The 12,406-nt window shown below is 68.8% G+C and carries 11 protein-coding genes; 6 read left to right on the top strand and 5 right to left on the bottom strand.

Going from position 1 to position 12,406, the window contains the following annotated elements:
* Window positions 1–3: 3 nt before the first annotated feature.
* Both MOX01_RS08410 and MOX01_RS08405 read right to left on the bottom strand, forming a co-directional pair.
* On the bottom strand, window positions 4–387 hold the full coding sequence (locus MOX01_RS08410; protein WP_046749353.1) for a hypothetical protein: 384 nt from the start codon (window positions 385–387) through the stop codon (window positions 4–6).
* A gap of 330 nt (window positions 388–717) precedes the next feature.
* Window positions 718–1,320 (bottom strand): TetR/AcrR family transcriptional regulator C-terminal domain-containing protein, encoded by a 603-nt coding sequence (locus tag MOX01_RS08405; RefSeq protein WP_061017096.1) that lies wholly within the window; start codon window positions 1,318–1,320, stop codon window positions 718–720.
* Window positions 1,321–1,508: 188 nt separating this feature from the next.
* Here MOX01_RS08405 and MOX01_RS08400 point away from each other — a divergent pair, with 188 nt between their 5' ends.
* The 3 genes from MOX01_RS08400 to helR all read left to right on the top strand — a co-directional run bounded on the left by MOX01_RS08400 (window position 1,509) and on the right by helR (window position 6,600).
* The gene (locus MOX01_RS08400; protein ID WP_141369250.1) at window positions 1,509–2,744 is read left to right on the top strand and encodes an MFS transporter; all 1,236 of its coding nucleotides are present in this window, start codon (window positions 1,509–1,511) and stop codon (window positions 2,742–2,744) included.
* Entirely contained in the window at window positions 2,741–4,330 is a 1,590-nt protein-coding gene (locus tag MOX01_RS08395) for an amidohydrolase (RefSeq protein WP_141369248.1), read from the top strand. Before MOX01_RS08400 ends, MOX01_RS08395 begins: the two co-directional genes overlap by 4 nt.
* A 125-nt stretch (window positions 4,331–4,455) precedes the next feature.
* A complete protein-coding gene (gene helR, locus MOX01_RS08390; protein ID WP_141369246.1) occupies window positions 4,456–6,600 on the top strand; it encodes an RNA polymerase recycling motor ATPase HelR in 2,145 nt (714 codons plus the stop codon).
* A 16-nt stretch (window positions 6,601–6,616) separates the two neighbouring features.
* Here the strand turns inward: helR and MOX01_RS08385 are convergent, their stop codons facing one another.
* Both MOX01_RS08385 and MOX01_RS08380 read right to left on the bottom strand, forming a co-directional pair.
* Window positions 6,617–7,441: an ABC transporter ATP-binding protein gene (locus MOX01_RS08385; RefSeq protein ID WP_141369649.1), complete on the bottom strand. Its 825-nt coding sequence runs from the start codon at window positions 7,439–7,441 to the stop codon at window positions 6,617–6,619.
* Entirely contained in the window at window positions 7,441–8,109 is a 669-nt protein-coding gene (locus MOX01_RS08380) for a FadR/GntR family transcriptional regulator (protein ID WP_141369244.1), read from the bottom strand. The genes MOX01_RS08385 and MOX01_RS08380 overlap by 1 nt, the downstream gene beginning before the upstream one ends.
* Window positions 8,110–8,276: 167 nt before the next feature.
* On the opposite strand from MOX01_RS08380, the gene MOX01_RS08375 reads away from it, so the two are divergent.
* Entirely contained in the window at window positions 8,277–10,049 is a 1,773-nt protein-coding gene (locus MOX01_RS08375) for a 2-isopropylmalate synthase (protein WP_211368752.1), read from the top strand.
* Window positions 10,050–10,064: 15 nt separating this feature from the next.
* Here the strand turns inward: MOX01_RS08375 and MOX01_RS08370 are convergent, their stop codons facing one another.
* A complete protein-coding gene (locus MOX01_RS08370) occupies window positions 10,065–10,649 on the bottom strand; it encodes an NADPH-dependent FMN reductase (protein ID WP_061017084.1) in 585 nt (194 codons plus the stop codon).
* A gap of 213 nt (window positions 10,650–10,862) precedes the next feature.
* Between MOX01_RS08370 and MOX01_RS19140 the strand changes: the two genes are divergently transcribed.
* Entirely contained in the window at window positions 10,863–11,357 is a 495-nt protein-coding gene (locus MOX01_RS19140; RefSeq protein ID WP_170224183.1) for a hypothetical protein, read from the top strand.
* Window positions 11,358–11,461: 104 nt separating this feature from the next.
* Entirely contained in the window at window positions 11,462–12,370 is a 909-nt protein-coding gene (locus tag MOX01_RS19135; protein ID WP_170224181.1) for a M23 family metallopeptidase, read from the top strand.
* The last annotated feature ends 36 nt before the right edge of the window (window positions 12,371–12,406 follow it).

Genomic DNA, 12,406 nt, shown 5'->3' with positions numbered 1-12,406 from the left:
GGTTCACCAGAAGCGCTCCGGCTCCTCTGCCGGCGGGCGATCGGCTCCGCCCCACCGGTCCGCCTCGGCCTTGGCGGCATCGGCAGCCGCGTCGGCTTCGTGGAGAGCCACCTTGGCACCGGTGTACCCGGGACCGAGGGGATCGACGAGCAGCGTGGTGTGGGCTCCTGCGCCTCCGATGGTGACCGTGCACCTCAGCACCCGCCCGATCCAGCGGGAGAAGTCCCCACTCGGGTCCTCTTCGCGTCGGTAGCGGATGCCGGTGTCGAGGTCGACGATGGCCAGGACCACCGGCTCATCGGTGAGCGGATCGACCTGCTCCGTCACGTCGATGCGATGGCCGTGAGGGATGGCGACCTGAGCGGTGAGCACGAGCAGTCTGTCCATGAGTCCACCCTAGAGAAGCACCAGAGGAAGACAACAGCGAGTCCCCGCTACCCGAATTCGAAAATTTCTTTGTCCCCCAAATGGCGGACAAGCCGATTAAGCGATATTCTGCTCTCGTAGCGGGGGCTACGAGGCTGATGACCTGGGGAAATCAGCCGTGAGCGCAGCGAGATCTTCGCCGCCTCCCCTACCGTCCGGGAAGGGCGGTGAGCCCTCTCGGCGGCACCGTCTGGGGCGGGTCATCGAGAGGGCAAATCTCCCCACTGCACTGCACTGGACTCGATCCACGGCCTCCTTCGCATCGCCGCAGCGATCGTGCACCTCCGACGATCACCGCGCGAGACGTGTGCGCAGGGATTCCAGGAGAAGGTCGGCCCCGAGCTCGAAGGTGCGATCGGAGCGGGCGCTCCCCCGCTCGGCCCCGTCGATGAGGCGTCCGAGCGTGCGGGTCGGCTCCCCCGGCTGCCAGATCTCGTCAGGCGACGCGAGATCGAGACCGAAGCCGATCGCGAAGGCGTCGATGACGGCGATCACCGAGAGCACCTCGTCCTCGGGAAAACCGCCGTCGACGAGCGCCGAGGCGAGGTCGTCATATGCGGCGATGACGGCCGGATGCGTGATCGTCTTCCCCACGAGCAATGGAACGAGCTGCGGATGGTCGGCATACATCCGGCGCTGGGTTCGCAGCACCGCGAGCACGAAGACATCCCAGGGCTCGCCGTCCCACTGCACGAGGTATCCCTGCACGAGCTGCCCGCGGATGAGTTCGAGTATCCCGTCCATGCCGTCGACATGGTTGTACAGCGACGAGGGGCGCACGCCGAGCTCGCGGGCTATGGCATTGACCCCGAAGGGCCGGCCGCCTCTCGCGAGAGCGAGGCCCGCGGCGCCGATGATCTCCGGAGACAGGAGCGGTGTGGAGGGCCTCGGCATCGGGGGCTCGCTTTCTCCGGCGGACCGGTCGTGAGTTCGGGGGTTCCGCAAGAACCCCCTCCTGTGCATAATAATGAACACCATTCGTTTACGAACACCATTCGTTTATGAACTCGTGCCCCATCCGACGCACACCCGTTGTCTCCCCTTCCCGCGCACAATGCCGTGCCGACTCCCCTTGGAGCTCCATGACCACGCTCGATCTCCGCACCAGAATCCCTCTCCGCTTCCCGACAGCGGCCGCGACCTTCGCGATCGGCATCGCCGGGTACCTGGGCGTCAACCTGTCGCCGTACATGATCACGGCCGCCCAGACCGGCCTCGGCCTCGACGTGCTCGCCGCCAGCTGGCTCGTGACCGCGACACTCCTGCTCACCGCCGTGACCGGACTGGCGATCGCTCCGCTGTGCGCCGGCACGCATCGCCGAACCGTGGCCCGCGCGGGACTAGGTCTCGCCGTCGTCGGCTTCGCGACCGCCGCACTCGCACCCGCCGCCATGCTCCCCGGCCTCCTCCTCGGCGGCGCCGGAGCGGGCGGAGCGGTCGCCGCGTCGGGCGCAGCGCTCGCCGCGTTCCGCAACCCGGACCGGGTCGCCGGCTTCAACGGACTCGCGAACCGGGGCGTCATCACCGTGGTGCTCGCCGTCATCCCCCTGATCGGCCTCGCGCCGATCGATGTGTTCGGCGCGCTCGCCCTGTTCTCCCTGATCGGGCTCGTCGCCACCGCCTGGCTGCCCGCCGCCCCCGTCGTCGCCCCGCAGGCCGGAGCAGCCGTCGCCGAGGCGATGCCGATCGAGGTGCCGCCGACCGGGACGGTCAGGACGTCCCCCACCCGCACACGGACCGTCACCGCGGCCGGCTTCGGCCTCCTGCTGGTGTTCGCGCTGTGGGCGGCCAGCGAGGACTCGCTGTGGGCCATGGCGGGCGTGATGGGTGCGGAACAGGCCGGATTGACGCCGGAGGGACTCGGCATCGCGCTGAGCGGCGCGACGGCCGGCGGACTGCTCGGTTCGCTGCTCCTCATGATCGTGGGGGCACGTCTCGGGCGCGCGGTACCGCTCGTGATCCTGCTCGTCGCCGGCGGCGCGCTCAAGATCGTGGAGGGCTTCGTGACCGATCCCACCACGTTCATCGTGATCTTCATCGCCTGGAACTCGGTGTACGCGATCGCCTTCATGTACTTCGTGTCGACATCGGCGGCCCTGGATGCCGACGGCCGCTGGTCGGGCCCCCTGCTCGCGGTGTACCTCGTCGGGTCGGCCCTCACCCCCGTCATCGGCGCAGCCCTCGTCGGCGTTCTCGGCTATCAGGGATTCGGGGTCGCCCTCGGCATCGCGAGCTTCGTCCTCGCCGTACCCGCCGGGGCGATCGCCCTCCTATCGACGCGTCTGGAACGCATGACCTCTCAGGAGACCACCGCATGACCCGCACCCTCTATCGCAACGCCCGGATCTTCACGGGAGACGAGTCCCGCTGGGCGGAGGCCATCGTCGTCGACGGCGAGGAGTTCATCCACGTGGGCTCCGAGGCGGAAGCCCCGCACGCCGACGCGGAGGTCGATCTCGGAGGACGCGTCGTCCTTCCGGGGTTCACCGACGCGCACACCCACCTGCTCATGATGGGCGAGGCGCTCGGACAGGTCGGACTCACCGACGCCGCATCGCTCGAGGAGATCCAACGCCGGTTGGACGAGGCCCGCCGCACCACGTCGGGAGTACTGCGCGGACGCGGCTGGCTGTTCGACGCGATCCCCGACGGGGAGCCGACCGCGACGATGATCGATGCCGTCGTCGCCGATATCCCCGTCTACCTCGATGCCAACGACTACCACTCCTGTTGGGTGAACACGGCGGCGCTGCGCGAGCTGGGGATCACGCGGGACACCCCCGACCCGCTCGGCGGACGCATCGCCCGCGACGCGTCCGGCGAGCCGACGGGGATGCTCTATGAGACCGCCGCACAGCAGTACGCGTGGGCGCAGCGCGACGCCTCCACGACGGACGCTCAGCGGGATGCGGCAGTCGCACGGGTCGTGTCCGCCTACCTCTCCGCCGGCGTGACGGGGGCCGTCGACATGGCGTTCGACGAGCTCGGACTCGCTGCGCTCGAAAGGGCAGCCGAACGCGGCGAGCTGCCCCTGCGCGTCGCCGCGCACTGGTTCGTCGCGAACAGCGGAGACGATGCGGCGAACCTCGCGCAGGTCGCTCAGGCGTCGGCGCACGCATCGGCGTCGACGGCGGGTGTTCGCGTCGTCGGGATAAAGCTCGTGCTCGACGGCACGATCGACGCGTGCACTGCCGCCATGGGAGCTGCCTACGCCGACGGCTCGAACGCCGAGCCGATCTGGCCGGCCGCGCGGCTGCTGCCGGTGGTCGCGGCGGCGGACGCGGCGGGACTTCAGATCGCGATGCACGCGATCGGCGACGCCGCGAGCGCACTCGCCCTCGATGCGATCGAGCACGCCGTCGCGGTGAACGGCGACCGCCCGCGTCGGCACCGCATCGAGCACCTCGAGTACGCCGCGCCGGGAACCGCCGGGCGGATGGCGCGGCTCGGGGTGACGGCCTCCATGCAGCCCGTGCACGCCGACCCCGCGATCTTCGCGAACTGGGCGGCGCAGATCGGCGACGATCGCGTCGCCCGCGCGTTCGCATGGTCGGAGTACGACGAAGCAGGAGCACTCCTCGCCTTCTCGACCGATGCGCCGACCGCCCCCTACGAGGCGCTCGCGAACATGTACGTCGCCGCCACACGTGCCTCGGCGCTGGTTCCGGGTGTGCCGGCCGTCGACCCGACTCAGGCACTTCCGCTGGAACGGGCCATCGCGCACGCCACCAGGGACGCCGCGGCATCGATCGGCGACGGCACCTGGCGCGGCCGCATCGCGGTCGGATACGCCGCTGACTTCGTGGTGCTCGACGCCGACCCGTTCGCGGGCGATCCTGCCCTCCTGCTGGGGACACGCATATCGCAGACCGTGATCGCCGGACGCACCGTGTACGAGAGCTAGCGCGAAGAGCACCTCTCCTGCGCATTTCCAGGATATCGCCGAGGTGGGGGCTTGCCGCAAGGCCCCCACCCTGGGGCAGAATCGACCCTCGCTCGTGCGAATGACGCCCGGCGTGAAGGAGATCCATGCCTTTCGACCCGTTCCACCTCGCGGATGATCTGCGCGCGAAAGCCGCTCCGGAACTGATCGCCGATGACCGCGAGCATCTCCGGAGGATCGCCGACGCTCTCGAGCTGCAGCGCGCAGATGTGATCTCGCGACTGACGCAAGCGCGCCGCCGGGAAGCGGACCTCGGAGATGCCGTCGTCGACCGGGACCTGGAGATCCGCCGACTGAGCGGACGCCTTCGCGTGCTCGAGTGCTTCGGCCTCGACATCTGCCTCGGCCGGATGACCCTCGACGATGGCGAACATCGGTACATCGGCCGCACCGGCCTCGCGGACGCGGACGGGTTCCGGCTCCTCGTCGACTGGCGTACTCCTGCCGCAGAGCCGTACTTCGCGGCGACCCTCGAGCATCCGCGCGGTGTGATCTCCCGACGTCGCTACCGCTGGACCGACGGACGCATCCGTGACTACTGGGATGAGGCGCTGAGCGACGCGGCGTTCGACGGCGCGGCCTCCCTCGACGATCAATCTGCGTTCATCGCCAGCCTCGGAACTCATCGCACGGCCAGGATGCGCGACGTGCTCGCGACCATCCAGGCCGACCAGGATGCGATCATCCGCACCTCGTCCAGGGGAGCTCTCGTCGTCGACGGCGGCCCGGGCACGGGCAAGACGGTCGTGGCACTGCACCGCGCCGCCCAACTCCTCTACGCGGAGCCGCGCCTCACGCAGAGTGCGGGCGGCATGCTGCTGATCGGCCCTCATGCGCACTATCTCGCATACGTCGAGGACGTGCTTCCCAGCCTCGGCGAGGACACCGTGCGACTGGCGACCATCCGCGACCTCGTCCCGGAGGGAGCCTCGGCCTCCGACGAGCGGAGCACCGAACACGACGCCCGAGTGGCGCGGCTGAAGGGCACGCTCGACCCCGTCTCGCTGCTCGACGCTGCCGCGAGGTGGTTCGAGCGCCCGCCGCATCACGCCATGCGTCTGGAATCGCCGTGGGCCGACCTGTGGCTGAGTCGCGACGAATGGGCTGAACTGTTCTCGAACGCCGACCCTGCCATCTCGCACAACGAGGCACGCGACGAGGTGTGGGAGGAGATCCTCGAGCTGCTGACGGACCAGGTGGACGACGAGGATGCGCCGCCCCACATGGTGCGGAGGTGGCTGCGTCAGGACGAGGAACTCACCGGGACGTTCATGCGCGCCTGGCCGATGCTGTCCCCGACATCGGTCGTCGCACGACTGTGGAGCTCACCCGAATTCCTGCGGCACTGTGCGCCGGGGCTTTCACCGGAGGAGATCGCACTCCTGCAGCGGGACGGGTCGACGGCATGGACCGTGTCGGACCTCCCGTTCCTGGACGCCGCGCGCCGCCGCATCGGCGACCCCGATACCGTCCGCGACGAGCACCGACGCCAGGCCGTGATCGCTTCCGCCCAGGAGCAGATCTCCCATGTGGTCGACCACCTCATCGAGGACGACGACAGCGAGATGAAGGTGATGTCGATCCTGCGGGGCCAGGACGCAAGGAATGTGCTGCTCGGTGTCGACGCTCCCCCCGCGCTGCGACCCGACGAGCTGTCCGGACCGTTCGGACACATCGTCGTCGACGAGGCACAGGAGCTCACCGACGCGGAGTGGCGGATGCTCATCGCCCGCTGCCCTTCGAGGAGCTTCACGATCGTGGGAGACCGCGCGCAGGCACGTCACGGATTCACCGAGAGCTGGGAGGCCCGACTCGCCCGCGTCGGACTCCGCGACGTCAGGATCTCTCATCTGGGGGTGAACTACCGGACGCCGACGGAGGTGATGGAGGCCGCTGCTCCAGAGATCCTCGCGGCGATCCCCGATGCGAACGTCCCGTCCTCGGTGCGCGAGAGCGGAATGCCGGTGCGTCATGACGTCGTCGCCGCACTCCCGCGCCTGCTGGAGGCTTGGGTCGACGCGCATCCGGACGGTGTGGCGTGCGTGATCGGCGCCCCCGACTTCGCCGCGACCGCGCGCGTGCGATCCCTGGCGCCCGAGGGTGCGAAGGGCCTGGAGTTCGACCTGGTCGTGCTGGTCCATCCCGATCAGTTCGGACATGACGTGACCGGCGCCGTGGACCGCTACGTGTCCATGACCCGATCCACCAGCGAGCTCATCGTGCTCCGGTGAAGCGACGCTCGCGACCTCACCCGACGAGGACGCGACCGGTGAGGGCCTGCCAGCGCTCCTCGCGCCGCTCGATCCGTATGGGGTATGCGAACGCCGCCGTCACCAGGGGTGTCGTGAGCACGGCGTCGGCCTGCCCCTTGGCAACGATCTCCCCCTTCGCGATCAGTGCCGCATGCGTGGTCGACCGGGGCAGCTCCTCCAGGTGATGCGTCACGAGGACGGTGGCGAGTTCGGGCTGCGTGCTGTGCAGCAGATCGAGCGTCTCGAGGAACTGCTCCCTCGCCGCGACGTCCAGACCCGTCGAGGGCTCGTCGAGGAGAAGGAGCGCGGGGTCGGCAAGCAACGCGCGAGCGATGAGGGCTCTTCCGCGCTCTCCCTGGGACATGGTGGGCCACGTTGCGGCCTCGATCGCCTCGAGACCCAGCAGCGCCATGAGGTGCTCGACGCGCGCCAGGATCGCCGGGGAGGGCTCCCATCTGTTCATCATCTCCGTGGTCCCCGTCGCTCCGGTGAGCACGACCTCTCGCACCGTCAGCGGCGAGCGCAGTGGGTGACGCGGATTCACGTGACCGATGGACTCCCGCAGCTGTCGGATCTCGACGCGTCCGAGCTGCTGTCCGAGCACGTGGACAGAGCCTCTGGTCGGGTGCGCCTGCGCACCGCACATGCTCAGGATCGTGCTCTTACCCGCTCCGTTCGGCCCGATGACGGCCCAGTGCTCGCCCTGCCTGACGGTGAGGTCGATGCCGGTCAGGATCTGCCGCGCGTTGCGGACGACGTCGACGCCCCTCAGCGCGAGGACGTCGCGGGGGACGGAGCCGTCGAGACCCTTCGCCGACATCACGACAGCGCCTCGCGAAGGGTGAGGAGATGAGCCCGACTGCGTTCGGCTGCGGCAGCTTCGTCGTGGTCGGCGATGGCTTCCACCTGCTCGGCGTGCGCGTCCTGGTCGGTGTCGTCCCCGAACGACCGCCGAATGCGGAGCATCTCGACCATGGCTTCACGCAACCGCGGGGTGAAGCTGTCGAACAGGTCGAGGAGCACCGGGTTGTGCGCGGCGGCCACGATCGTCCGATGAAAGGCGGTGTCGGCGTCGACGTGTGCCTCGATATGGGAGCGGTGCGCGGCGCGATCGGCGAGAGCACGGCGGATGCTGCGCAGATCCGCGGGAGTGCGTCTCGCGGCGGCGAGCGCGGCGGCCTCCGTCTCGATTGCGATGCGTGCCTCGATCACCGCGACGATGTCGGCCTTGCGCAGGACGGCATCCCAGTCCTCCGGGGCTTCGAGCGCGGTCACATAGACTCCAGCCCCCTGTCGCGAAGCCAGCACTCCGCGCCCGGCGAGCTGCCGGATCGCCTCGCGCACGGTGGATCGACCGACACCGAGCTGCAGGGCGAGCGTCGTCTCGCCGGGGAGCTTCTCCCCCAGCGCCCATTCCCCGCCCGTGATGCGTTGCCACAGCAGCTCGGCCGCCTGGTCCGCCAGCGGCGCCCGTCTCACCTGTGCCATTCGCGCGGCCTCTCGTCTACTTGTCTGAGGGGTTCTGCTACAGTCTAGCCATGTTCTCGTCAGAGCACCTCCTTCTTCGCCGCCACGGCGGGGCGTAGCCGGACCGGCACCCCGCCGTGGGGTCGAGTGTGCCGGTCTCCCCTCTCCGAGAAGGACGCCGCATCACCATGACCACGACATCGCCCATCCATGACTCCGCCGCCGGCATCGACGGCGCTCCCGCCTGGAACCGGCAGAAGAACTCGCCGATGCCCTCGCACCGCTACCGCGACGTCTACTCACGCGTCGAGGTGCCGCTTACCGAGCGGGACTGGCCCGCCCATCGACTCACGGCCGCCCCGCTGTGGGTGCCGGTCGACCTGCGCGATGGCAACCAGGCTCTCGCCGAACCGATGGATCCAGCCCGCAAGCGCCGGTTCTTCGAGCTGATGGTGCGGATGGGGTACAAGGAGATCGAAGTGGGATACCCGTCGGCGTCACAGACCGACTACGACTTCGTGCGGCTGATCGCGGACAGCGACATCGCACCGGAGGACGTGACGATCGTGGTGTTCACCCCCGCGCGCCGCGATCTCATCGAGCGGACGGTGGAGTCCGTCCGCGGCATCGCCAACCAGGTCGTGATCCACATGTACACCGCGACAGCCCCCGCGTGGCGCAGCCTGGTGCTGGGGCACGAGCGCGAGGAGCTGAAGCAGCTCATCCTCTCCGGCGGCCGCGACGTGTGGGAGCTCGCCGGGCATCTGCCGAACGTGCGCTTCGAGTTCTCCCCCGAGGTGTTCAACCTGACCGAACCCGACTACGTGATCGACATCTGCGATGCGATGACCGAGCTGTGGCAGGCCACCCCCGAGCGGCCGGTGATCCTCAATCTGCCGGCGACGGTCGAGATCGCCACCCCGAACGTGTACGCGGATCAGATCGAGTACATGCACAAGAACCTCGCACGCCGTGACTCCGTGGTCCTCTCCGTGCATCCCCACAACGACCGCGGGACGGGTATCGCCTGCGCCGAGCTCGCGGTGCTGGCCGGAGCGCAGCGGGTGGAGGGCTGCATCTTCGGAAACGGCGAGCGCACGGGCAACGTCGACATCGCGACGCTCGCGCTGAACCTCCACGCGCAGGGCGTGGATCCCATGATCGACTTCTCCGACATCGACGAGATCCGCCGCACCGTCGAGCACTGCAACCGGATCGAGGTGCACGCCCGCCACCCCTACGTCGGCGATCTGGTGCACACGGCGTTCAGCGGCACGCACCAGGATGCGATCAAGAAGGGCTTCGCCGAGCACCGCGCCCGCGCCGCCGCGGAGGACCGCGATGAGAGGGAGATCGAGTGGCGGGTCCCCTATCTGCCGATCGACCCCGCGGACATCGGTCGCGGCTACGACGCCGTGATCCGCGTCAACTCGCAGTCGGGCAAGGGAGGTATCGCATATCTGCTGGAGAGCGAGTACGGGGTCGAGCTGCCTCGGCGCCTGCAGATCGACTTCGCCCGGCACGTGCAGCGGCACACCGACGCGACCGGAGCCGAGGTCACGGCGGCAGAGCTGTGGGACGTCTTCGAGGCGGTCTATCTCCGCCCCGTTTCGGGCAGTGATTCCGGGACCCGTCTCGTCTCCTACGACTCCGCCGACGGCGAGGGGAACCCACGCACGCGCATCACACTCCAGGTCGAGGGCCGCGAGCACACGACGGTTCACCGTGAAGGCGGCCCTATCGAGGCTCTCTCTGCGGCACTCTCCGCCCATGGCGTGCGCCTGGACATCGTCGGGCTCCACCAGACGAGCGTCGGATCGGGGGCGGAGAGCGATGCTCTGACGCTCCTCGAACACCGCACCGCGGCGGGGAGCTCGTGGTCGGCCGGCCGCGGACGATCCGTACTCTCCGCGAGTCTGTCCGCAGTCATGGCGGCGGCGGTCGCCCGCTCTGGAAGCTGACTCCTGCCTAGAAGTTCAGTCCTGGTCGCCGACGTGCCCGGGCGCCGTGAGGGAGAGCACGCGTTCGACGAAGGCGGCGTACTCCTCCATGTAGTGCTCGAGGAACTTCTTCGTGCCGGCATCCTCGACCGTGCCGTCGGGGCCGAACATCTCAGGACGGTAGGTCAGATACGCCTCGGGGGCGTTCAGCTGAGGGGCGTTGAGGAAGCTCAGCACACTGCGCATCGAGGACTGCATCACCGCGGTGCCGATGGCGCCGGTGGAGGCTCCGATGATGCCGGTGGGCTTGCGGGCGAACGAGTTGTGGCCCCACGGCCGCGACCCCCAGTCGATCGCGTTCTTCAGGGCGCCGGGGATCGAGCGGTTGTACTCCGGCGACACGATCAGGAGGCCTTCGGCGCGCTCGACCGCGTGCTTGAACGTGGTCACGGCGGCGACCGGATCGAGTTCGTCGTCACGGTTGTACAGCGGCAGATCGCGGATCGGGATCTCGACCATCTCCAGGCTGGGCGGGGCCAGCTTCACGAGCGCGGTCGCGACGACGCGGTTGATCGAGTCATGGGCGAGGCTTCCGATGAGGTAGCCGATCCGGTGTGCCATGCGGATACTCCCTTGCTTGTTCGGATGTGCTTGTCGGACGTGTTCGCGTTCAGGCTAGCCCCGTGTCCCGGCATAGCAAGCCCCTTCCATTGCCCCGCCGCCCGTGCACCGAGGCTTGAGCACGAGGAACAGAGCCCGCGATTCTTCGCCCGGATTCGCCTCAGGCCGTCGAGGCACCCCGGCACCGCGCGATGCCGCTGCTATTTTCGGACCATGAGATCTCCCCGCCTCGAACGCTTCGCCCTGGGAGCCGCGTTGGCTCTCGGAGCAGTCACCCTCGCTGGATGTGCCTCCGGCTCAGCCCCCACCTCCAGCGCTGTCCCCACCTCCACCCCCGCTCCCGCCGTCAGCCCGAGCACGACATCGGAGCCTGCCCCCACTCCGACCCCCAGCTCCAGCTCCGGAGACTTCGGGGACTTCACCGCCACCCAGCTGGTCGAGATCTGCGTCGACTCGACGCGATCGGGTTTCGCCGGCGACGTGCAGTTCGACTCGGCCGCCAGCCGCATCGAGCACCGCAGCGTGACCCCGGAGTGGCTCGTGATCGTCCCGGCGCAGACCTCCGGCTTCCAAGGAGAGGCGCAGTGCACGATCGGTGGTTCTCCGTCGAATCCGGACATCGGGCTGTCGTCCGCGTCGATCGAGCGCCTCCCCGAGGATCAGATCCAGAAGTTGATCGACGGGAAGAACGAGGGCGGCGACCGCTGATGTGCGGCTCAGAACCGACGGTGGAGTCGTCGAGCCCGCCGGCGCCTCCCCTTCTCTCTCGAAGATCGGCCCTGATCGCCTCCGGAGTCGCAGGTGGCGCCGCGATGTTCGGGCTGAACGTCGTGGCCCCCGGAGAAAGAGCGGCTGCAGCCGGGACGTACATCCGGCCGTGTGGCTACGCACCGATCTCCGACTCCTGGCAGGGGCACCGCAACCGCAACTCCGCGGAGCCGGGCACCGACTACTCCGTGCCGAGGGGCATGCCCGTCATGGCCGTGACGAATGGCCTCATCGTCGATCGCAAGGACACCACGTCCACGGCGACGGGCCGCTACCTGGCGCTCCGCGGGGACGACGGCAACTACATCCGTTATCTGCACCTCGACTCGAGTGTGGTCCGAGTGGGCACGCGCGTGACGCAGGGAACGGTCATCGCCTACTCGGGAGCGTCCGGTTTCGACAGCGAGACCGGCTACGGAGCACACGTCCACGTCTCACTCTGGATCGGCGGCTCACCGAACCAGCTCGGATTCAGGAACACCGTCGACTTCGAGAACTACGTCATCGACAACTCACCCAGTCAACCCCCCGCCTCGGAGGATCCCGTGCCCACCCATCAGTCCACCACCTACGCATGGAACACCGTCATCCCTGCGAACTCCTGGATGCCCGTGCGCGTCGGGGCAACCGAGTTCTATCTCGCGGTACTCGCCGCCGGACGGCGTGAGACCGGAGACGTCGTCGTCAACCTGCGGGCATCCGGCGTCGCTTCCGCCCTCCAGCTCCGTGTGGTCGCGGAGGCTCTGAACTCCGCTGGCGCCGTCGCACAGTCGTTCGTGCAGCCCACCGTCGAGATCCCGAAGACCGTCTCCAGTGACGGGATCACCCACGCGCAGTACGTGATGCCGTACACCCTGGTCGGTCCGGTCCGGCTCTACGCGCATGTGCGGTCGGTCGGCGGCACCGCGAAGATCGAAGAAGTCACGGTCAAGAAGAACTACTGGCCGGCGTGACGCCGCGCCTGCTGTTACGGTCCCGCTTCCAGACGC

The sequence above is a fragment of the Microbacterium oxydans genome (assembly GCF_006540085.1).
GTDB classification, from domain to species: domain Bacteria; phylum Actinomycetota; class Actinomycetes; order Actinomycetales; family Microbacteriaceae; genus Microbacterium; species Microbacterium oxydans.
The sequence above is the reverse complement of the archived record's forward strand: the minus strand, read 5'-3'. Positions and strand labels throughout refer to the sequence as shown.